We start from the raw sequence: 21,609 nt of genomic DNA on the forward strand, positions 1-21,609 counted from the left end.
TTGTGGAGTGCGCATGATTCTGGACAGATTCCGAATCGACGGACAGGTCGCCGTCGTCACCGGCGCGGGGCGCGGCCTCGGCGCGGCGATTGCGGTGGCCTTCGCGGAGGCGGGCGCGGATGTCGTCATCGCCTCCCGCACCAAGAGCCAGTTGGACGAGGTCGCCGAGCAGGTGACGGCCGCGGGCCGTCAGGCCCATGTGGTGCCCGCGGACCTGAGTGATATCGAGGCGACCGCCGGGCTGGCCGCCGCGGCCGTCGAACGCTTCGGACGCCTCGATATCGTGGTCAACAATGTCGGCGGCGCGCTGCCGTGCCCATTGCTCGACACAACGCCGGACGCGCTGGTGCAGGCGTTCAACTTCAATGTGACCAATGCGCACGCGCTGGTGCGTGCGGCGGTGCCCAAGATTCTCGAAACCGCCGGTGGCGGTTCGATTCTCAATATCACCTCGACCATGGGGCGACTGCCTGGGCGTGCTTTTGCGGCGTACGGGACGGCGAAAGCGGCGCTGGCGCACTACACGCGGCTGGCGGCAATGGATCTGAATCCGCGCATCCGGGTGAATGCCATCGCACCGGGCTCGATTCTGACCTCCGCGTTGGAGATCGTGGCGGGCAACGATGCGATGCGTACGGAGCTGGAGGCGAAGACGCCACTGCACCGCATCGGTGAACCCGAGGATATCGCCGCCGCCGCACTGTATTTGGTGTCGCCAGCCGGAAAGTACGTCACCGGTAAGGTGCTCGAGCCCGATGGCGGTCTGATCGCGCCCAATCTCGACCTGCCACTTCCGGATCTGTCATGACCTACCGCGTAGTCCAATGGGGCACTGGCAATGTCGGCGCGCACGCACTGGCCGGTGTGATCGCGAATCCGGATCTGGAATTGGCCGGGGTATGGGTTTCGGGTCCGAAGAAGGACGGGCTGGACGCGGGAACCATTGCCGGACTGGATCATCCGGTCGGCGTCACCGCGACGACCGATACCGAGGCGATACTGGCGTCGAAACCCGATTGCGTCGTGTATTGCTCGATGACCGATAACCGTCTGCTCGAGGCGGTCGAAGATCTGCGCAGGCTGCTCAGTGCCGGAATCAATGTGGTCGCGTGCGCTCCGGTGTTCTTCCAGTACCCCTACGGTGTGCTGCCGGATGAGCTGCTGAAGCCGATCCAAGAGGCTGCAGCACAAGGGAATTCGTCGCTGTGGGTCAACGGTATCGATCCGGGCTTCGCCAATGATCTACTGCCGCTGGCGCTCGCGGGCACCTGTCTGCGCATCGACCAGCTGCGGTGTCTGGAGATCGTCGACTACGCCAGCTACGACAACCGTGAGGTCATGTTCGACATCATGGGTTTCGGCAAACCGCTCGACGAGATCCCGATGTTGTTGCAGCCGGGGGTGCTATCGCTGGCCTGGGGCGGCACCGTGCGTCAATTGGCGGCGGGCATCGGCGTCACTCTCGACGCCGTCACCCAGACCTACGAACGCATTCCCGCACCGGATTCCTTCGATATCGCCACCGGCCATATCGCCGAAGGGACCGCGGCCGCACTGCGTTTCGAGGTGCGCGGCATGGTCGGGGACCAGGTCGTGACGGTGCTCGAACACGTCACGCGCCTGCGCCCCGACCTGTGCCCGGACTGGCCGCAACCCGCCCACCCCGAGGGCTCCTACCGTGTCGAGATCACCGGCGAACCCAGCTATGCCATGGACCTGGTCACCTCCAGCCGCAATGGCGACCACAACCACGCGACGCTACTGGCCACAGCCATGCGCATCGTCAACGCGGTCCCGGCGGTCGTCCAAGCCCCAGCGGGCATCCTCACCGCGCTGGACCTGCCCCTGATCACCGCCCCCGCAACCCGCCCACCCGGGTAACCCGATGCTCCACATCCTGGATAGGGCCCGATAGGGCGCGAACCAACATAAACCCCGGGTCAGCAGATTCTCTTCGAATCCGTTGCATGTCAAGCTGTTTCGGCGCTGCTGGCGGCAACCACGTCAGGCTCGGGCGTTGACGCGGTTGATAAGGTAGTGCTGGCCCGGGGCGGAGGGAAACCAACCGCACGGACTCTCGACAGCAGGTCACGGAAGGTATCGACCGAACCGTAAACAGTCGTTTTCGGGCGCATTTGCCAACCATGGCAAGTTCTGCGCGCTCGGCTTTACTTGGTGCGGTGACGTCTCTCTCCATCACTGTCCATGCGTTGCCCCCGATGGTCTCTGGCCGCCTCCGCAACACCAAACGCTATCTCACCGACCCGATTACGTTCCTCTCCGACGCTAGGTCCCAGCACGGTGACGTGTTTCGGTTCCAGCTGATCAACGGGGTCATGGTCGGCGTTACGCATCCCCACCACATCAAGTACATCTTGCAGGAACGCACGGTGAACTTCACCCGTGAGACCGAGATGTACGACATCCTGGAGCTGTTCGCGGGCCGCGGGCTGGCGACCATCGCCGACCACGACAAGTGGCGACATAACCGGCGCCTCGTGCAACCCGCCTTTCACCACAAGAAGATCAACGCGCTCACCGAGATCATGGTGGCCGAGATCGACGCCATGTGCGACGAATGGGCCGAACACGCCCGAGCCGGCCGAACGATCGATATCGGCCAGCAGATGAGCCATCTCACTTTGCGGATCGTGGTGCGGGCTCTGTTCGGGATGGATCCGCAGGGACCAGAGGTGACCGGTTTCTCCAACGCGACCCAGCGGGTGAACGACGAACTGGGAAAGTTCATCCGAATGCCGTTGATCCCCTTGCAGTTTCCAACTCCGAGCCACCGCCGCTTCTGGGGGGCGCTCGGCGAGATGGATGCCATCGTCTACTCGGTGATCGACCAGCTCCGCGACAACGACAACGGCGGATTGCTGGCCATGCTCATGAGCGCCACCGATGCCGAGACCGGCAAGAACTTCACTGACAAAGAGTTGCGCGACGAGGTCGTCACCATGCTCTTCGCCGGTCACGAAACCAGCTCCTCGGCTCTGACATCGGCCATTCTGCTCCTGCAACTGCATCCGGAGGTGCGTGAGCGGCTGCGTGACGAGGTCGACGCCGCGCTGCCCGGCGATCACGCCACCATGACCGATCTGCCCGCGTTGGCCTACAACAAGCAGGTGATAGAGGAGGCGCTGCGGCTGATGCCACCGGCGTGGATGGGACAACGCCGCACCCGCGAGGACGATGAGATCGGGGGCCACCTCATCCCGGCAGGCACTCCGGTGATGTTCAGTTACTATCACGCACACCGCAATCCCGAGGTTTGGGATCAGCCGGATACCTTCGACCCGGACCGCTTCGCAGCCGACGCGGTCGCCGCTCGTGACCGGAACATCTACCTGCCCTTCGGTGCGGGTGGACACCTCTGCATCGGCAACGCGTTCGCGATGATGGAAATGCAACTCGCGTTGTCGACCATCATGCGGCGGTTCGAGTTGACCATCGAGAACCCGAACCCCACTCCGGCTGCGGCGATCACCCTCAACGCCAAGTTCCCGCTGATCGCATCCCTGACCGAACGCGGATAGCGCGCCGGTCCCGCGTGCCCCTACTGGGTTCTGTCTCGAAGTGGTGAGGGCGGGCCCGCGGCCCGCCTACCCGGAGACCTCACCCACACACCAACGCGGGCAACAACTTCCACCGAACACACCGAGGGGTGGCATCGCAACGGTGTCACCCCTCACTTCACTTCGAAACACGCACCAGCTCAGTAGCTGAACATGCCCGTAGCGCGCCTGACTGCCGAGCACTACGTACCGTCTGTTAGACGTGTCAGCGCCGTCCCCGGAAGGTGCGGCGTAGGTCGCCGGTCCATTGGTCGGGGATCTCCCAGGGAATGAAGTGGCCGCCGTGGTCGTGGACGGTGAGGTTGACGTGGTTGTACCACTGGGCGCGGTCGCTGGCGCGAAAGTGTTCGACGCGTTGGGCGGTGCTGATGCCGGGTGGGTTCTCGTAGCCCACGAAGGTGATGCCGGTGGGGGCCTGCACGACCGGGAGACGGTCGTGCGAAGGCGTCCAGGGATAGCGGTTGTGGTTGGCGTAGAGGCGTATCGAGGTGCCGATGGTGTTGGTGGCCCAGTAGATCGTGGCGTGCGTGAGGAGATCGTCTCTGCTGAACACGGTTTCGATGTCGCCGCCGTTGTCGCTCCATTTGAACCAACGTTCCAGGATCCAGGCCAGCATGCCCGCCGGGGAATCGGACAGGGCGTGGGCGAGGGTGCTGGGGGCGAGCAGGTGTGCGGCCAGGTGGACGGCGAAACGCTTGTCCAGCTCCACGATTCGTGCGCGTACCTCCGCGGGCAGGCCGTCGGGAATCGGCAGGCCGCCGCTGAAATCCCAGGCACGATCGCCGTTGAACAGAGTGAGTTTCAGTCCGGATCCGATGTGGATGGCATACAACTCGTCGGCGTACTTGTGGCCGAGCTGCGCGGTGACCAGTGCGCCCACGTCGCAGCCGGCGGCACCGTATTTCTGGTAGCCCAGAACATCGGTCATGAGCGTGTGCCAGAGGTCGGCGACCTTCCAAAAGTTCACATCCGGGCGGTTCGCCAGCGGGCTGGAGAACCCGAACCCGGGAAACGAGGGCACTATCACGTCGAACGCCTCGGCCGGATCACCGCCGTGCGCCCCCGGATCCGCCAGCAAGTCGACGACCTTGGACCAGTGCCAGAACGTCCAGGGCCAGCCATGTGTCAGAATCAGCGGCGTCGGATTCGGCCCGACGCCGGGCCTGCGCATGAAATGCACTGGTATACGGTCGATTTCGACCTTGAAATGCTGGTAGGTGTTGATCTCGGCTTCGGCTGCGCGCCAGTCGTATCCGCTGCGCCAGTAGTCCACGAGCTCCTGGAGATAGCTGCGCGGCACGCCGTAATACCAGTCTTCATTGCCGACATCATCGGGCAGGCGGGTCAGATCCAGGCGCTGCCGCAGGTCGGTGAGCACGCTGTCGGGGACGTGAATCTTCGTCGGCGTCAAGGGGAACGGTCGGGCATCGTGGGTTCTGTCGCTCATCTGGCCTCCTGCGCCGTTTGGTGTCGACTTTACATAAGGAGCTTATTTAAGCAACTTTTATAATTCCCGGATATAGTTGCTCGTGTGGACGACATAGACGATTTCGACGTGGACGCCTTCGCCGCGGCAATCGAGGACTTCAACCGCGTCTACATCCGCATCCCGGTACGGGAGAAGCTGCCGTTCACCACCTTGTCGGTGCTCGACACCCTGGCTCACCGGGGCCCGGTGCGGCTGACCGATCTGACCGAGACCGAGCAGATGACCCAGCCTGGCATCACGCAACTCATCACGCGCTTGGAGCGCGACGGGCTGGTGCTGCGCCGCCGTGACCCTGGTGATGGACGGGCCGTGATCGTGCACCTCACCGAGGCAGGCCGGCAGGTGCGGCAAGCCCGCCGCGACGACCGGGTCCGGTACCTGGTTCCGATGGTCTCCGAGTTGAGCCCCGCACACCGACGGGCACTCGCCGCCGCGCTGCCCGCCCTCACCCGGCTCGCCCAGCTGGAGCGAGAGCGCTGACACGCAGGATCTTCCCGGCGACCTTCCGCTCGCTGCGGCACCCGCAAGGGCTGCACCGGAGATATGGAAAACCGGAATGCAGTGACTTCGAACTGCGTGTGGCGTGCTGCACGCCATTGAATTCGACACCGCTTAAGGTCTGACTCGGTCCGCCCATCAGGGGCAGTTGAGTGGAGGGATTCGAAGGATGAAGTTCGAGAAAATCACTGCTGCCGTTTTCGTGGCCATCTCGGCCGTGGGTGTCACTGCGGCAACCGCCCATGCAGAGCTGGCCGTAACGGAGCAGCCGACTGCGGTGACTGCGGGGGGCACGACTTCCGGTGTGGATCACGGAATCAACTACCAGATCACCGTTTCGCCAGTGGACAGGGTCATTATCGCCTCCGTCGAGAATGGCGAGTTCGAGATCGCGCAGAACGGTGCGGTGGTGCTCGAGTCCGGCGACGGAGCGGCGGTGACCGAAGTGCCGCAGTGGTACGCCGTCGACGGGCGTTCGATCGCGATTGCGCAGCACATCGGTGCGGACGGCCGCACCCTGACGCTGACACCGACCCCGACGGCAGAAGATATTGCGCAACTGCAGGACATCAGCTCCTACGACCGACTCAAGGAGCAGATCAACAAGAACCTGCCCGGCGTCGTCGGCGGTGCCATCGTGGGCGGCATCCTCGGGGCGCTTTTTCCCCTGATATGGGGGATCAGCATTCCCGTGGGCGCGCTGATCGGTGGAACCGTCGGCGGATATGTCGTGGGCGGCCCGGAGTTCCTCGACGCCGTACAGGCGTGGGCCAGCGGCCAGCCGTGATCCCGGGCAGGTGAAGTAGCGGCCGACTGGTCGGGGGTTCCGGAGCTGCGGAGACCCGCAAGCGGGTGCTCGATGGCCTGGATGTGATGGTCGCGCGGGGATCGGGTGCAGGCGCGGCCGGGAGGGTTTCCCCGCCCGGCCGCGCACGCGGTCAGCAGTGCTCTTCTATGAACAGCATCCGCCGATCATCGTGAGTCCGGAACTCGTGCGCCAGGAAACGGCCGGTCGACCAGCAGGTGCGGTTGTCAGCGCTCGGCGAGGGCGGTCAGTGCTCGGTCCACATCGTCGGTGCTGTTGTAGAGGTGGAAGGAGAAGCGCAGGCCGCCACCGCGGGCGGATGTGATGATGCCCGCCGCTTCCAGGCGGGCTGCCGCATCGCCCGCGCCGGGCACCGAGATGATCGCTGAATCGGCGGGTACCGACTGGAAACCCAACTCTGCCAACCCGGTTCGGAACCGGGTGGCGAGTTCGCGGTTGTGGGCGCCGATCTTGTCGATGGTCAGCTCCTCGAGCAACGACAGACCTGCCAGCGCTGCAATGACGCCGAGCCAGTCCGGAGTGGAGTCGAATCGCTGGGCGGTGCTCGATAGTGCGATCGGGTCGTAGAGTTCGGCCCAGCGGTCGGCCGCCGCGTACCAGCCGGGGCTGATCGGGCGCAACTCGGCGGCGGCTTCCGGTGCGGCGGCGAAGAATGTGACGCTGCGCGCGCCGATCAGCCACTTGAATGTCGCACACACCCAATAGTCGGCATCGTCGAAACGCAGCGGCAACCATCCGGCGGCCTGGGTGGCATCGGCCAGCAGTCGGGCATTGTGCGCCCGGGTGGCCGCGCGTAACAGTGGCATATCCGTGGTCCGGCCGTCCTTGGACTGCACGACGCTGACCGCGACCAATGCCGTTTCGGGCCGCACCTCTTCGGCAAGGCGCTCCAATGGCACGAACCGCACGGCGAGATCGCCGCGATGCACGAAAGGCATGGAGACGGAAGAGAATTCGCCTTCGGCGAGCAATACTTCCGCTCCCGGCGGCAATGCGGCGACCACCGGCGCGATCAGCCCGGCCACGGTTGCGCCGAGCGCGATATCGTCGACCGAAGCGCCCGCCAGCAATCGCGCGAACCCGGCCCGCAATTCGGGTACCAGATCATCCCGCGTCGCCGGTGCACCACGACCCGCCGCCCAGAACGCGTTGATCTCCTGCACCGCCGCCAATGAGCGCGCAGACGGCAAACCGTGCGAAGCGGTATTCAGATAGGCGGTCTCGGTCGTGAACTCATCGGGCGCAAGCGAAGACATACCTGACACACTCCGCGCACGACCCGCCCGAGTCGAGTGCCACCCGCAAAATAGTGGACCCAAATCCAATCCTCACCCAGCATGCTGGGTAGCCCTCGGACAGGCGATCACCATGCGCTCACGCAGGCAAACGTCGAGAACGCACCTGCACCAGCGCATTCTCGGCTCATGACGGTCGTTTTTTGGTGGGGCGCGCGGTAGGTGGGGTGGGTGGGTGGTCTCAGGCTGGATGGTGTTGTTCGATGGTTGTCTTGATTACCTGGGCGCCGCGTTCGACTCGCGGGCGCACCTGGTCGGCGGCATCGTGGGGTAGTACGTCGGTGACCCAAACCAGGGTGCTGCGACCGTTGTCGGCATCGAGTACCTGGAAGGAGGCGTGGTGGTGGGTGAGTGGCAATTGGAAGCCCTCGACGGCCGAGTAGGCCAGCCTGCGTGCCTCGTCATCGATGGTGACGATCAGTTCGCGGATCACATTGCCGCCGGGCATGGTCAAAAATCTGACGTCGCCATCGATTCGGGTATCGACGACATATTCGGGCAGCAGGCGTTCGTGCACGGCGCCGATATCGCGCAGGGCCGCCCATACGTGCTTCGGGTGGACGTCGATCGAAATTTCATGCCGGATGGTGGCCATAACGGATCCACCTTATCGGCTGTCCTATTTCGGGGTCCCGGCCGCCCACATGTTGGACAGGAGTTGGTAGCTGGGGGTGTCGGCGAGGGATTGCATCGACTCGTAGATCCGCTGATAGCTCGTCGCGGTGATGCGCCAGCGGCCGTCGCTGTCGCGGCGGTAGCTGTCGGTGTAGTAGCCCGCGCCGCGGATCAGTACGCCGTATTCGGTGGCGATCACGGTGTCCTCGAAAGCCCAAGAGCCCGTTGCGGTATCGCCGTCCACGGTGATCTCCGGATGGTTGGCGATATGGGTCGTGACGATGGCGGGCCCGAGGTTCTCGCGCATGAACGCGGTGACGGCGTCACGGCCGTCCAGGGACAGCGGTGCGCCCATGGCATGGGTGCCGTAGCGACCGGCGACGTCGACCGCGAGGGTGTCCGCGAAGTCGTCCCATTGTTTGAGATCCAGTGTTCGGAAGTAGCGGTACTTGAGCTGGCGGACGGCTTCGATGGCGTCGAGATCCATCCGTTCAGCTTGGCACTGACGAAGCGGCAAAACAAGAACTTGTTCTAGCCATCCGACGGAGCCGTCGGCTGTGCGGCCACGGCCTGTGCGGCGAGGCCGTCCAGGACCGCGATGTGGGCGGATGGCACCTGGATATCCATGAATATCGCGCCCGGCTCGGCGGGGGTGAACGCGAAGCTGAAGAAGGCGCAGCAGCTCGATTCGCGGGCCGCGAGATCTTGCGCGCTCGCCGTGGCCGCGGCGTCGAGTTCGAGTCGGAGCAGGGTCGGCGCCGGGCGCTCGATCTTGCGCAGTGCCGTGGCGAACAGGAGCGCGAACTCACCTACGCGCAATGGCTGTTGTTCGGTGGGCAACGTGCACGCCTCCGGTGCCACCCACGTCGGATTCTTGCCGAGCATTCCGACCACCTCCGCGAGGCTATTGATATATGCCAAAACGGTAGCGCGGAATCCGCGCCGGGAACAGCACCGGATCCGCCCCGCAATTGCGGGTGTTCGCGCGGCCACAGCGGGTATCCGGTTGGTGGACGCAGTAGTCGGCGCGCCCCGCTGCGCCCACCGCATTGCAAGTTCATCTTGGCCAGGAGTCCGCCATGACCGAAGGTCGCACCCCGCACGAACACCATGAGCCGTCCATTGATCAGCAGCTGGCACTGCGTACCGCCGCGCGGCGATTGGAGCGCGAATTCGACGGGGTCCCCGACGAAACCGTCGACCAGTGCTTGCGCTCCGCCTATGACCACGTCGCGGACCACGCCACCATCGACAACTTCCTGCCGTTGCTGGCCGAGCGCTACACCCGCGAATGGCTACACGCGATGACCGAGGATGAGCCGACTAACCGCAGCGCCCTGCGGCACGCCGAATCACCTGCTCGGCGTCGCCGCTGATCCGGCCCACCAGATCGGCGGCCGACTCCAGGCCGTCGATCAGGCCGACCGCCTCGCCCGCCCAGGTCGGCAGACAGTCCAGATCGCCCCGCTCGGCCGCGTCTCGATACCGTTGTCGCGCAACCGAATCGGCCGCGAGTTCGGCTTCGCGGCCGTGCCACTCGTCGAGGAAGCTATTGCGCAGCGTGCGGGCGGTGTATTCGGCGGGCCACGGGGATTCGCGCGCGATATCGATGATCCGGTTGCGTTCGGTGTCACCCGCATCGGCCTCGACGATGGCCTTTGCCTGTTCGGCGGATATCAGGGCTTCGTTTGTGGCCTCGAAGCGCGTCCCGATCAGCGCACCGGCCGCACCCAGCACGAGTGCGGCGGCCAGCCCGCGACCGTCGGCTATGCCGCCCGCGGCGAGTACCGGCACCGTCCCCGCCAGATCCACGACCGCTGGTACGAACGGCAGCGTGCCGCGCGCGCCGCCGTGTCCGCCCGCCTCGCCGCCCTGTGCGACCAGGACATGCGCGCCCGCGTCGAGGGCGCGGGCGGCCTCATCCGTGGTGGTCACCTGGACGAGCAGGCGAATATCGGCCGCCAGTACGGCATCCGCGTACGGTGTGGGATCGCCGAAGGACAACATGATCGCCGCCGGGCGGCGCTCCACTACTCGCAGTACGGCATCGAGATCGGTTGCCCAGCTCAATAACCCGACGCCCCAGGGCTTTTCGGTGTGGGCCGTGAGCACCCCGCATTCCCGATCGAGCAGGTCCTGATCGCCGCCACCGGCGCCGATCAGGCCGAATCCGCCGCCCTCGGAAACCGCGGCGGCCAGCTCGCCGCCCGCCACCCCGCCCATCGGGGCCAGCATGACCGGGTGCTCGATGCCGAACATCTCGGTGAGATCGGTACGCAATGCCATGACCAGCCCCTTCGTCGCCCTCGACTGCCGTCCTCGACGATACGGCCCCGGGGCGGTCAGAGATCCGGTCGCACCAGGATCTGAATGTGATCGTCCGGATTGCGCAGTGCGTCGATGGCACCAGCGACGCCGCTCAGCCCGACCTGATCGGTAATGAGCGAGGCGGCATCGATGGTGCCGTCGGCAATGCGGTGCAGGGTCTTCGCGTACTCCTCATGCGGGTAGACCATGCACATCTGCAGCGAGATGTCCTTGTAGATGCCGACGATCGGGCGGATGACATCGTCGGTCATCACCGCGCCGACCTGGAGAATCGTCGTCAGGCGCGGGACCTTGTACATCAGCTCGTTGATCATGCCGGGGACCGCGGCACAGACCCAGACGTGCAGGAGCTGGCCGGGGGCGGCGGCCTCCCGCCATACCTCGATCGGATCTGCGGCAGCGGGGTCGACAACGCGGTGCGCGCCGAGCCGCAATGCGGTATCGCGCCGCAGCTTCGACGGATCGGAGGCGACAATCGGGGCGATCCCGCGCTCGGCCAGCGCGGCGACCGCACCCAAACCCACCGGGCCGCAACCGATCACGATGCCGGAGCCGCCGGGCCCGATCCCAGTGCGCGCGACATTGCCGAAGCCGACGGCGAGCGGTTCGGTAAGCGCCGCGACGTGCGGTGCGACCGAATCCGGAATCGGCTCCAACGCCATGGCCTGCAACACCATGCGTTCGCCGTAGCCGCCCGGGAATTCATTGGAGAACCCGACACCGTGGATCTGGCCCACATGATCGATGGCCCATGGCAGGGCCACCACCAACTGTCCCTGGGTATGCGGGGTATCCGGTCCGGCCGAGACCACTCGTGCCGCGATTTCGTGACCCATGACGACATCGCGATCGGGATCGAATTGGAAAGTGGGGACGCCACTGTCGCGGGAGGCCTGCAGGAATTCGTCCGTGTAGTCCAGGGCCTGCTTATCGGATCCGCAGATACCGCAGGAAATCGTCTCGACCAGGACCTGGCCGGGTCCGGGCACGGGCTCCGGCACCTCGTCGACGACCAGCGCACCGGCCCGCATCACCACCGCGCGCATTAGTTGGCCTCCTCGGTGCCCAGTGCGGAAGCCAAGGTCTGGCCGTACTTTTCGAAGGCACTCTGAATGCCAGCGGTCAGGCCGCCGATCATGCGTTCGCTATTGGCATGCGCCCACTCCAGCGAGGCGGTGCGATTGCGGTTGGCCCGGGTGAAATGCGGGATCACCCGTTCGGCGAAGAGCCGGGCCGAACGCTGGGTGGCGTCCCAGTCCGCGATATTCAGTCCGAGCAGCAGGAAGGTGCCGAAGCCGCCGGACTGTTCGGCGAGTTTCTCGATGGTCGCGATGGCATCGTCGGGGGTACCGATGGTGGCGCGGCCGAAGGCCGGGAACCCTGCACCGGTCCACTGTTCGACGGCGGCGCGGGCCGAGGTATTCCACGGCGCGCTGCGGCCGCTGAGTTTTTCGATGTAGTCGACGAGATGTCCGACGCCCCATTCGGCTTCGCACATCGCCTGTTCGCGGGTTTCGGCGATGTGCATCGGCGCGACCAGCCGCCATTTGGCGCGATCGACGGTCTGGCCGTGTTCGGCCATGGTCTTCTCATAGACCTGCCAATTCGGCAGCAGCGCATCGTATCCGCTGGGATCGGAGGCCGCCAGGGACAGCAGACCGGCGCCGTGCCGTCCGGCCAGCACCGCGCCGGACGGTGAAATCGTCGAGGCCACCGCCATTTCCAGACCGTCGACCTGATAGGGCAGCAGTTGCAGGCGGGCCTCGCTCAGGTGATACCAGTCGCTTTCGGCGGTCACCGTCTCACCGCGCAGCAGGCGGACCAGCACGTCCATGGATTCGTGCATCATGTCGCGCTGGCGAACCGGATCGATGCCCATCATGGCGGCATCGGTGGCCAGCTGACCGGGGCCGACGCCCATCATGGTGCGGCCCATGGTCAGGTGATCCAGCAGGCAGATGCGGTCGGCGAGCATCATCGGCTGGTGGTAGGGCAGGGAGTTCACACCGGTGCCCAGACGGATGCGGCTGGTCCGCTGGGCCGCGGCGGCGAGGAATACCTCGGGTGCGGCGATGATCTCCAGTCCGGCCGAATGATGTTCACCGACCCAGGCCTCGGCGAAGCCGAGTCGGTCGGCCAGCTCCACCAGTGCGAGGTCGCGCTGGAGTTGCAGGGTCGGGTTGCCGGTGAGCGGATGGTAGGGCGCGATGAAGAATCCGAACCTGGTCGGGCCGAACTGGTTGTCGCTCATTCAATTGTCCTTACGTGCGGTGGTTCAGCTGCGGTCCCAGTCGTGACCCCAATAGCTGTCGGCCGTCATTTCCTCTGCGGTGTAGGTGGTTTCGTCCACCAGCACACCCTCGGTGCCGAATTCGAGATCCCAGCCGCCCGGCGTACGGACGTAGAAGGAGATCATCTTGTCGTTGGTGTGGCGGCCCAGCGTGGAGGACAGGTGGTATCCGGCCTTGTTCACCCGATCCAGGGCACGGCCGACATCATCGAGACGGTCGACCTCGACCATGATGTGCACCAGGCCCGAGCCCTCCTTACCGTCGGAGGGGATCAGCGCCAGGCTGTGGTGGCGCTGATTCACACCGAGGAAGCGGATGCGCACCGGACCGTACTCGGGCGGCGTCGGCAGCCGGAACGCGCCGCGTGGCAGGAAACCGAGGACGTCGGTGTAGAAACGGAACGCGCCGTCGAGGTCGGGCACCGGCAGCACCACGTGGCCGAGACCGAGACCCTCGGTGACGAAACGGTTTCCGTGTTTGCCGACGACGGGGCTGTGGTCGAGGACCGGGCCGTGGAAGATCTCGATGGTGGTGCCGGAGGGATCGCGGAAGGTGATCGCCTCCTCCACGCTGCGGGCATCCGCCTCGGCCACGGTGAGCGCGGCAACTTCGATTCCGGCCTGCTCCACCGCCTCTCGCGCCTCCGCGAGCGCGCGGTGGTCGCGCACCTCCCAGCCGATGGCGAGCACCTTGTCGGTCTCGCCCGGCACCAGGACCAGGCGCGCGACGTGCTCGTCCATGCGCAGGTAGATCGCGTCCGGATCCGGACCGGTACCCTCGGCGAAGCCGACCACATCGAAGGCGAAGGTACGCCAGGCCGCCGGATCGGCGACCGCGACCTTCACATAGCCGAGCGAGCTGATAATGCCCATAGGGGTGTTCTCCTCATTCATAGGTGATCCGGACCGTGTCGGTTACCGGCACCGCCTGGCAGGCCAGCACATAGCCGTCGGCCAGGTCCTCGCGTTCCAGTACTTCGTTGCGCAGCAGCTTCACTTCGCCGTCGACGACCCGGCAGACACACGCGCTACAGGCGCCCTCACGGCAGGAGTACGGTGCTTCGACGCCGCGGGCGAGCAGTAGATCGAGCAGCACTGTATTACGTGGCCAGGGGAATTCGTTGGTAGTGCCGTCGAGTTCGACCTCGACGAGCGCGGCGTCGCCGGTGTCGTCGTCGACCTCGGCGAAGGGGTCGCCCGATAGCGAAACGAACTTCTCGACATGCACGCGGGTGCGGTCCATGCCGAGATTGACGGACGCCTCGACCACGGCGTCCATGAAGGGCACCGGGCCGCAGACGAATACCTCGCGGTCCGACCATGGCGCGACCAGGGTGGTCAGTGTGCGCACCGACGGCAAGCCCTGTACGGACTCGAGCCAATGCAGCACGACCAGGCGATCCGGGTAGTTGGCGGTCAGCGACCGCAGTTCGTCGGCGAAGATCGCCGAGTCATCGTCGCGGTTGGCATAGATCAGGGTGCAGCGTCCGGACCCCTGCGCCAGTGCCGATTTCAGGATGGACAGCACCGGCGTGATCCCGCTGCCCGCCGCGAGCAGCAGCAGATCGGTGTCGAGCGAGTCGGGCGTAAAGACTCCTGCGGGCGCCAGACTATCGATGGTCATGCCCGCGACGGCGTTATCGCACAGCCAGTTCGAACCGTAGCCGCCCTCGGTCCGTTTGACGGTGACCTTGAGCGGCCCGTCCTCGTGCGGTGCGCTGGACAGCGAGTACGAGCGGGCCACCGAACCGGTTCGCGCACTGGGTATCCGCAGTGTCAGGAACTGGCCGGGGCGATAGGTCAGTGGCCGACCCGATTCGGCGACCAGTTCCAGCGATACCGCGTCGTGGGTTTCGGCGATCACGCGAACCACCCGCAGTGTTTCCGCCATGCTCACAGCAGATCCCTATCACGCGTGGTCAACCCGACTTCGCCTGAGGTGACGGCCTTTTCGATACTGTCGCGCAAGGCCGCGCAGCCGCGCACCGGCCCGCCGCCATCGCGGGCGAACTCGGCACAGTGCGCGCGAGCGGCGGAACTCCACTGCACACTCGTATGCGCGGGGCTGAATTTGACCACGGACACCTGGTTTCGACAGGCGTGGCAGGTGACGCAATCCATCACTGGTCCGTTCAAGCGTCCGCGCGTTGGGCGGCCAGATTCTCGGCGACCTCGGCCTCCCACGCGGTGATCGCGCGGGTGGTGTCGACCTCGAATTCGAAACGGTCGGTCATCTTCGGCTCCACCTCGGCGATATCGGTATAGAACTGCTCGTACCAGCGCCGCAGCTGATAGACCGGTCCGTCCTCCTCACACAGCAGCGGATTGTCGATGCGGGTCTTGCGCTCCCAGATCGCCACATCCTGTTCGAAACCGCGGCCGAGTCCATTGGCGAAGCGCACCGCCATCGCCTCGGCCTCATCGGCCGAGAGCCCGGGCAGCTTCTTCACGATCGCGCCGTATTGCAGCACGAACTTGGTGGGCGAGACCGGGTAGTGGCAGTTGATCAGCACGGATTCGACTGTCTGCCCATTGGATTCGTTGACCAGGTAATCGATCATGTAGGAAGGGCCGTAGTAGTGCGCCTCCGAATGCAGCGTGTTCTGGCCGCCCGCTTCCTTGGCCAGTTCACCCTGCATATCCTCGCGGCCTATCGAGGTCATGTACTGACTGGCGATGTGCCCCTCGAAGACGTTCTTGAAGTAGGTCGGGAAGGCGTAGTGCACATAGAAGAAATGCGCCATATCCACGACGTTGTCGATGACCTCGCGACAGTTCGCACCCTCGATGGTGATCTGATTCCAGGTCCAGTCGCTCCACTCGTCGCTGAACGCGCCCTCGATCCGGGGAATCGCGACATCCGCGGGCGGTGGATTGCCCTCCGGATCGTTCCAGATGAACAGCTGCTTGTTCTGCTCCATCGTGACCCAGGACTTGGTGCGGGCCAGCGGGGGCACCCGGCGGGCATAGGGGATCGCGGCGCAGCGGCCATTGCCCTTCCAGCGCCAGTCGTGGAACGGGCAGGCGATGGTGTCGCCCTTGATGGTGCCGTCACCGAGGTTGCCACCCATATGCCTGCAGTAGGCGTCGAGCACATGCAGCGTGCCGTCCTCGCCCGCGAACACCACCAGTTCGGTGCCGAAGATTTCGATGGTGTGCGGTTTACCGTCGCGGAAGCTGTCGGCAAGGCCGATGCAGTGCCAGCCGCGGGCGTATCGGGTCGGCGGGGCGCCGGTGTCGATCACGCGCACCTGGTCGTCGGTGTTCGCCGGGCTCATTGGTCCTCCACGTTCGTCGTCCGTGTCGTTGTGCTTCGATGGTTCGGCGGTGTCCGCCGTTGCCGAAAGGCGGCGTCCCACTGGTCGGGAGCAAGCTCAAACGCTGGTAAGGCGCTCGAATCCGGAGCGGTAGAACAGCAGCGGATCGGCCTCACGGTCCGCCCCGAGCGCGGTGACCTTGCCGATGACGATGGTGTGATCACCGCCGTCGAGTTCGCCGCCGAGTTCGCAATCGATCCACGCGATCGATCCGGCCAGTAGCGGTGAGCCATTGGGGGACGGCTGCCAATCGAGGCCGCCGAATTTATCGGCACCGCTGCGACCGAGCTGTCTGCACACATCCTCCTGATCCGCGGCAAGCACGTTCACGCAGAACTTGCTGGCGGTCCGGATGCGCGGCCAGGTGGTGGAGGTCCTGGCCGGGAACAGGGCCACCGCGGGCGGATCGAGGGACAGTGCGGAGAAGGACTGGCAGGCGAACCCGATGGGTTCGGCGCCGTCCAGGGCGGTGATCGCGGTGACTCCGGTGGCGAACCGGCCGAGGACGGCCTTGAAGTCCAGCACGACGGCCATGGCGCTCCTAGTTTCGACTAGAAATATTCCGTTTCGCCATGAAGGTAAGCGGCGCGCTCGGTGGGCTGTCAATAACGGATTCCGGCTACCGAGAAGATCCGTAGCGATCTCCGTAGTTTTCGGGATTCCGGGTTGTCCGCGCGACGGCACTGTGATGGGGGACACGAACAGGTGTGCCGAAAACGGACATGCCTAATCGAAATACTCTAAGCTAGATCCGCTACACAATGGAGGTGCGCCATGACGGTCGAGGTGCTGACCGGCCCGCAGTCCGAACAGCTGTTGTCGGGTTCGGGTCGACCGACCACCCGGCCCGCGCAGACGCCGGTATCCATGATCGAGCGGATGACGCTGATCCTAGACGCTTTCGACGGTTCGACACCGACCCTGACGCTACTCGGGCTCGCCGAACGCACCGGCCTGCCCCGGTCCACCGTGCACCGGATTCTGGACCAGATGATCCGGCTACGCTGGTTGGCGCACGCGCCCGGCGGTTACCGACTCGGCATGCGTCCGCTCGAACTGGGCGGACTCGCCGCCGACCACAACGAGATTCGCGATGTGGTGAGTCCACTGCTGCACGATCTGTGTCAGCGGACCGGCATGGTCGGCCATCTCGGCGTGCTCGACGGGCGCGAGGTGCTGTACCTGGACAAGGCCGGTGGCCGGGTTACCGCCAGCATCCCGACCCGCCTGGGCGGACGGATGCCCGCGCACACCACTGCACTCGGCAAGGCGCTGCTGGCCTCGCTGGAGCCGAGCATTGTCGAGACATCCTTCCGGGACCGGTTGCCGCAGTTGACGCCGCGCACCATCTGCGACAAGGCGGAACTGCATCGTGAGCTGACCAGGATCCGGCACCGGCAGGGTGTTGCCCTGGACAACGAGGAATCGATCACCGGCATCGCCTGCGTGGCGGTGCCGATTCGGGGCCGGGGGGCCGCCGTGGGGGCGCTGTCGCTGTCCGGCCAAATCGGCGGGGAGCGAACGGCTCTGGATACCGCCCGGTTGGCGCGTGTCCTGGTCGAGGTGGCGCATGAGGCGGGGCGCGCACTGTTTCCGCGCCACGCGCGCTGGCGGTGATCATTCGGCCGTCTTAGGCGGCGGGCTCGGCTAGCGTCGGAGTGGGGGCCTCGGTGAGGAGGGCGACGTGATCTACAGCGATGAGCATCAGGAATTCCGTGCGCTGGTACGGCGGTATGTCGAGCAGAAGATCAATCCGCATGTCGATGAGTGGGAACGCGCCGAGTGGATGCCGTTGCACGAGATCTTCGCGGATATGGCGAAACTCGGGATGCTCGGGCTGGAATACGATCCGGCCTACGGTGGCCAGGGTGCGGACCACCTGTTCACGGTGGTGCTGTGTCAGGAACTCGGCCGGGTCGCGCACGGATCGTTCCCGATGGCGCTCGGCGTGCACGTCGCGATGGCGACGCCGTCATTGCACGCGCACGGCAGTGCGGAACTCAAACAGGAGTTTCTCGCGCCCGCCATGCGCGGCGAGCTGGTCTGCGGTGTCGCGGTCACCGAACCGGAGGCCGGTTCGGATGTGGCGGGGATCCGGACGCACGCCCGTCGCGACGGTGACGACTGGGTGATCAATGGCTCGAAGATGTTCATTACCAACGCCCTTCAGGCCGACTGGCTGTGCACCTTGGTGCGCACCTCCGACGAGGGCGGCTACCGCGGCATCAGCCAGATCATCATTCCCACCAGAACTCCTGGATTCCGGGTCGACCGCAAACTCGACAAGCTCGGTATGCGCGCCTCCGATACCGGTCTGCTCACCCTCGACAATGTCCGAGTTCCCGTGCGCAACACCATCGGTGAGATCGGGCGCGGCTTCCAGCAGCAGATGTCGCAATTCGTGATGGAGCGAATGTTCGCCTCCTACAGTGTGCCCATCACCTGCGCACTCGAACTGGAACTCACCCGCGACTATGCCCGACAGCGCAAAGTGTTCGGCCACCCGCTGACCGCGAACCAGTATCTGCAATACACCTACGCCGAACTCGCCGCCCGCGTCGATATGCTGCGCGTCTATACCGAGACCACCGCCCAGTCCTATATGGCGGGCACCGATGTCACCCGCATGGCCACGATCTGCAAACTGGAAGCCGCCCGCCTCGGCCGCCAGGTGGCGGACTGGTGCCTGCAGATCCACGGTGGCATGGGGTATATGGAGGAAACCTGGACCTCGCGCGCCTTCCGTGACAGCCGCCTGCTCAGCATCGGCGGCGGTGCCGACGAGGTCATGCTCCGCGTGTTGTCCATGATGGACGGCTTCACCGACTGACTGTGCACGAAAACGGGCCGGAACCCGTCGGTCCCGGCCCGCTGTCCGCGTCGTGTCAGTGGGCGGTGCCGCCGGTGGCGGGGGTGCGGCCGTGGCGCATGGCGAGGGCGATCAGCAGGGCGATCACCGAGGCGCCCGCCGCGAACCAGAAGCCCATTTCGTAGCCGTGGTCGGCAAAGACCTGCGGGATGACGGATCCTTGTGCGGGCTGACCGGCGACGCTCACCTGCGCGGTGATCGGACTGGCGTTGAGGTAGGCGGTGACAATGGCCAAGCCGATGGCGACGCCCATGGATTGCATGACGCCGAGCATGCCGAGGCTGATGCCCTGCTGTTCCTGTGGCACGGCCTCGACCATGAGAATGGGCATGGACGCGTAGTAGAAACCGAATCCGATGCCGAATGCGGCACTCACCCACAGGAATACGACCCAGGTGTGGGGCAGGACGGCGTAGCCGACGCCCGCGCCGACGAACAGCATGAGCGCGAAGATCAACGGCAGCCGGGCCCCGATCTTACGGGCCAGCGCACCGGCCAGGGCGCCGCAGATCATGGCGAGTACGGACTGCAACAGTGCGACTCGGATGGCGAATTGCAAAAGGGTGAAGCCATTTCCGTAGCTGTATCCGGGATCCAGTAGCACCTGGACCATCGCGGGCGGCATCGACTGACCGGTCTGCTGCTGGATCTGCGCGAGGGTGGCCTGCTGGACACCGGCGGCCACGGTATCGGAATCCGGGGTCTGGGTCATATAGCCCAGTGCGTAGGACTGGACGCCGATGAGGAACGACGCGAACAGCGCACCGCCGAGGACCAGCGCCACCCGCGGATGGAACAGCAGTTTCATATCCATGATCGGCCGGGTGACGCGCAACTCGACCACGACGAACAACACCAGCAACGCGATGCCGCCGAACAGCCAGGCCAGCGTGAGCGGTTCGCGCCAACCCCAGTCCTGGCCCTTGTCCAGGTAGATCAGCGTCAACGCGGCCCCGGCCGACAGTAGTACCGCACCGAACACATCGATGCGATCGCTGACCCGCAACTTCGATTCGGGCACCACGATCCACACCAGCGGCAGCATCAGCAGTGTGAATCCGGCCAGCACCCAGAAGATCGCGCGCCAGCTGTAGTTGTCGACGAGGTATCCGCCGAGCAGCGGCCCGCCGACCGCGGACAGTCCGAGCCCGGTCGCGGTGACACCGAGGCCGAGCGGAACATATTTGCGCGGCAGTAGATCTCGGATCAATCCATAGGCGATGACCGCGGTGGCGATCGCGGTCGCCTGCAACCCGCGCCCGATCAGGAACAGCCCCCAGGAGTTGGTGACCGCGTCGATCGCACATCCGATCATGAAGAGCACACCGCAGACCAGGAACATCCGCTTCTTGCCCCAGACATCGCTCATCTTGCCGATGAGCGGGGACGCGGCGGCGCCGATGAGGCCGAAGACGATAATGGCCCAGTTGATATTGGCGCCGATGCCGGGGAAGGTCGGTGCGATCTTCTGCAGTGCGGCCGCGACGATCGTGTACTGCATCGGGGCGACCTCGGTGAACGCCACGATGACCGCGAGAACGGCGAATATCCTGGCGGGCGATGCGCCGTCGAGTCGGCCGGTATCAGCGGATTCGATTGCGCCGCTCGGTCTTTCGGCGGCGGTATCTTTGGAAATGGTGGACATGAATCGGGCTCCGCAGTTCGGGAACGACCTGGTGGTGTTCGATGGTGATGATTTGTGAAACCTGTCACAAAGCGTTGTCGGTCGTATCTTTCGAATCCCACTGAACGGGATGTTTCACCCGAAATATGCCTAAGCGATATAGTCCTACCGTGACCGAAGCGAAGTCCCCGGTGGACGCCAGGGTCCCCGATCTGCCGACGACCAGTTGGGCCGTGCTCGGCATGCTCTCGCACGCCGAGGAACTCTCCGGCTACGACCTGAAGAAATGGGCCGACTGGAGCCTGCAATTCTTCTATTGGAGCCCATCGTTCAGCCAGATCTACGCCGAGCTCAAACGCCTCGAGAGGTATGGCTACGCCACCTCGCGCACGGTGCTGCAGGACGACGGCGTGCGCGGCAAGCGGATGTACGCGATCACCGAGAGCGGCCGCGCCGCCGCGGCGCACTGGGTGAACCACGCGCCGGTGGAAGCGCCGGTGCTCAAGCACAGCGTCATGCTGCGCGCGTGGCTCGGTCATCTCGCCGAACCGGACCGACTGCGCGAAATCCTGACCGAGCACATCGGATATGCGGAGAAGATGCGCAAACTGGCCGAGGTCGACGCCGAGGGCGCCGATGAGAACCCGGACTGGGCCTATCCGGGGGCGGTATTGCGCTGGTGTGTGCGCCATTACGAGGCCGAGCGCGACTTCGCCAGGGAACTGCTCGCCGACGTGGACAAACTCGCCGATCGAGCCCCGCAGAAGAAGACGGCGAAGAGTAAAGGTCGCCGCGCTTCCTGAATTCGTCCACTCACCGGGACGCCCGCTTCCTATGACTAGTCGAAATACTTCTACTAGTCATATAGGAGGAGGTGGTC

Annotated in this window: 23 protein-coding genes; 9 read left to right on the top strand and 14 right to left on the bottom strand. The window is 65.2% G+C overall.

The annotated features are described in order from the left end of the window. The first annotated feature begins 13 nt into the window (after positions 1 to 13). The 3 genes from ABZW16_RS15430 (at position 14) to ABZW16_RS15440 (ending at position 3,539) form a co-directional block, all read left to right on the top strand. A complete protein-coding gene (locus ABZW16_RS15430; protein ID WP_354956227.1) occupies positions 14 to 808 on the top strand; it encodes an SDR family oxidoreductase in 795 nt (264 codons plus the stop codon). Beyond that, positions 805 to 1,881 carry a diacylglycerol kinase gene (locus tag ABZW16_RS15435; RefSeq protein WP_354956229.1) on the top strand — a complete coding sequence of 359 codons (1,077 nt, stop codon included), beginning with the start codon at positions 805 to 807 and terminating at the stop codon, positions 1,879 to 1,881. The genes ABZW16_RS15430 and ABZW16_RS15435 overlap by 4 nt, the downstream gene beginning before the upstream one ends. A gap of 299 nt (positions 1,882 to 2,180) precedes the next feature. Continuing rightward, a complete protein-coding gene (locus tag ABZW16_RS15440) occupies positions 2,181 to 3,539 on the top strand; it encodes a cytochrome P450 (protein WP_354956230.1) in 1,359 nt (452 codons plus the stop codon). A 244-nt stretch (positions 3,540 to 3,783) separates the two neighbouring features. On the opposite strand, the gene ABZW16_RS15445 is transcribed toward ABZW16_RS15440, so the two are convergent. Further along, positions 3,784 to 5,025, bottom strand: coding sequence for an epoxide hydrolase (locus ABZW16_RS15445; protein ID WP_354956232.1), 1,242 nt, complete (start codon positions 5,023 to 5,025; stop codon positions 3,784 to 3,786). Between the two features lie 84 nt (positions 5,026 to 5,109). Here ABZW16_RS15445 and ABZW16_RS15450 point away from each other — a divergent pair, with 84 nt between their 5' ends. After that, positions 5,110 to 5,547 (top strand): MarR family transcriptional regulator, encoded by a 438-nt coding sequence (locus ABZW16_RS15450; RefSeq protein WP_354956234.1) that lies wholly within the window; start codon positions 5,110 to 5,112, stop codon positions 5,545 to 5,547. A 187-nt stretch (positions 5,548 to 5,734) separates the two neighbouring features. Then, on the top strand, positions 5,735 to 6,352 hold the full coding sequence (locus tag ABZW16_RS15455; RefSeq protein ID WP_354956236.1) for a hypothetical protein: 618 nt from the start codon (positions 5,735 to 5,737) through the stop codon (positions 6,350 to 6,352). A gap of 245 nt (positions 6,353 to 6,597) precedes the next feature. On the opposite strand, the gene ABZW16_RS15460 is transcribed toward ABZW16_RS15455, so the two are convergent. The 4 genes from ABZW16_RS15460 to ABZW16_RS15475 form a co-directional block, all read right to left on the bottom strand. After that, complete coding sequence (locus ABZW16_RS15460; RefSeq protein ID WP_354956238.1) at positions 6,598 to 7,647, bottom strand: aminotransferase class V-fold PLP-dependent enzyme; 1,050 nt, start codon at positions 7,645 to 7,647, stop codon at positions 6,598 to 6,600. A 220-nt stretch (positions 7,648 to 7,867) separates the two neighbouring features. Then, positions 7,868 to 8,281, bottom strand: a complete 414-nt coding sequence (locus ABZW16_RS15465) for an SRPBCC family protein (protein WP_354956240.1) — start codon at positions 8,279 to 8,281, stop codon at positions 7,868 to 7,870. Positions 8,282 to 8,305: 24 nt separating this feature from the next. Then, entirely contained in the window at positions 8,306 to 8,788 is a 483-nt protein-coding gene (locus ABZW16_RS15470) for a nuclear transport factor 2 family protein (protein ID WP_354956242.1), read from the bottom strand. A 44-nt stretch (positions 8,789 to 8,832) separates the two neighbouring features. Beyond that, positions 8,833 to 9,222 carry a hypothetical protein gene (locus ABZW16_RS15475; RefSeq protein WP_354956244.1) on the bottom strand — a complete coding sequence of 130 codons (390 nt, stop codon included), beginning with the start codon at positions 9,220 to 9,222 and terminating at the stop codon, positions 8,833 to 8,835. Between the two features lie 158 nt (positions 9,223 to 9,380). Here ABZW16_RS15475 and ABZW16_RS15480 point away from each other — a divergent pair, with 158 nt between their 5' ends. Further along, positions 9,381 to 9,677: a three-helix bundle dimerization domain-containing protein gene (locus ABZW16_RS15480; protein WP_354956246.1), complete on the top strand. Its 297-nt coding sequence runs from the start codon at positions 9,381 to 9,383 to the stop codon at positions 9,675 to 9,677. On the opposite strand, the gene ABZW16_RS15485 is transcribed toward ABZW16_RS15480, so the two are convergent. The 8 genes from ABZW16_RS15485 to ABZW16_RS15520 form a co-directional block, all read right to left on the bottom strand. Next, a complete protein-coding gene (locus ABZW16_RS15485) occupies positions 9,625 to 10,587 on the bottom strand; it encodes a nitronate monooxygenase (RefSeq protein WP_354956248.1) in 963 nt (320 codons plus the stop codon). The genes ABZW16_RS15480 and ABZW16_RS15485 overlap by 53 nt on opposite strands. A gap of 56 nt (positions 10,588 to 10,643) precedes the next feature. Next, positions 10,644 to 11,675, bottom strand: coding sequence for a zinc-binding dehydrogenase (locus ABZW16_RS15490; RefSeq protein WP_354956250.1), 1,032 nt, complete (start codon positions 11,673 to 11,675; stop codon positions 10,644 to 10,646). After that, the gene (locus tag ABZW16_RS15495) at positions 11,675 to 12,880 is read right to left on the bottom strand and encodes an LLM class flavin-dependent oxidoreductase (RefSeq protein ID WP_354956252.1); all 1,206 of its coding nucleotides are present in this window, start codon (positions 12,878 to 12,880) and stop codon (positions 11,675 to 11,677) included. The genes ABZW16_RS15490 and ABZW16_RS15495 overlap by 1 nt, the downstream gene beginning before the upstream one ends. Before the next feature lie 24 nt (positions 12,881 to 12,904). After that, positions 12,905 to 13,792: a VOC family protein gene (locus ABZW16_RS15500; protein ID WP_354956254.1), complete on the bottom strand. Its 888-nt coding sequence runs from the start codon at positions 13,790 to 13,792 to the stop codon at positions 12,905 to 12,907. A gap of 13 nt (positions 13,793 to 13,805) precedes the next feature. Beyond that, positions 13,806 to 14,810, bottom strand: coding sequence for a ferredoxin--NADP reductase (locus ABZW16_RS15505; RefSeq protein WP_354956256.1), 1,005 nt, complete (start codon positions 14,808 to 14,810; stop codon positions 13,806 to 13,808). Between the two features lie 2 nt (positions 14,811 to 14,812). Further along, the gene (locus ABZW16_RS15510; protein ID WP_354956258.1) at positions 14,813 to 14,998 is read right to left on the bottom strand and encodes a hypothetical protein; all 186 of its coding nucleotides are present in this window, start codon (positions 14,996 to 14,998) and stop codon (positions 14,813 to 14,815) included. Between the two features lie 53 nt (positions 14,999 to 15,051). Then, positions 15,052 to 16,197, bottom strand: coding sequence for a Rieske 2Fe-2S domain-containing protein (locus ABZW16_RS15515; protein ID WP_354956260.1), 1,146 nt, complete (start codon positions 16,195 to 16,197; stop codon positions 15,052 to 15,054). A gap of 96 nt (positions 16,198 to 16,293) precedes the next feature. Beyond that, complete coding sequence (locus ABZW16_RS15520) at positions 16,294 to 16,770, bottom strand: flavin reductase family protein (RefSeq protein ID WP_354956262.1); 477 nt, start codon at positions 16,768 to 16,770, stop codon at positions 16,294 to 16,296. A gap of 240 nt (positions 16,771 to 17,010) precedes the next feature. Between ABZW16_RS15520 and ABZW16_RS15525 the strand changes: the two genes are divergently transcribed. Both ABZW16_RS15525 and ABZW16_RS15530 read left to right on the top strand, forming a co-directional pair. Further along, the gene (locus ABZW16_RS15525; protein WP_354956263.1) at positions 17,011 to 17,853 is read left to right on the top strand and encodes an IclR family transcriptional regulator; all 843 of its coding nucleotides are present in this window, start codon (positions 17,011 to 17,013) and stop codon (positions 17,851 to 17,853) included. Positions 17,854 to 17,920: 67 nt separating this feature from the next. Beyond that, positions 17,921 to 19,066 (top strand): acyl-CoA dehydrogenase family protein, encoded by a 1,146-nt coding sequence (locus tag ABZW16_RS15530; protein WP_354956264.1) that lies wholly within the window; start codon positions 17,921 to 17,923, stop codon positions 19,064 to 19,066. Positions 19,067 to 19,121: 55 nt separating this feature from the next. On the opposite strand, the gene ABZW16_RS15535 is transcribed toward ABZW16_RS15530, so the two are convergent. Continuing rightward, a complete protein-coding gene (locus ABZW16_RS15535; RefSeq protein ID WP_354956266.1) occupies positions 19,122 to 20,750 on the bottom strand; it encodes an MFS transporter in 1,629 nt (542 codons plus the stop codon). Between the two features lie 149 nt (positions 20,751 to 20,899). Here ABZW16_RS15535 and ABZW16_RS15540 point away from each other — a divergent pair, with 149 nt between their 5' ends. Next, complete coding sequence (locus tag ABZW16_RS15540; protein WP_354956268.1) at positions 20,900 to 21,532, top strand: PadR family transcriptional regulator; 633 nt, start codon at positions 20,900 to 20,902, stop codon at positions 21,530 to 21,532. Positions 21,533 to 21,609 lie beyond the last annotated feature (77 nt).

This window comes from Nocardia sp. NPDC004604 (assembly GCF_040609795.1).
Lineage (GTDB): Bacteria > Actinomycetota > Actinomycetes > Mycobacteriales > Mycobacteriaceae > Nocardia.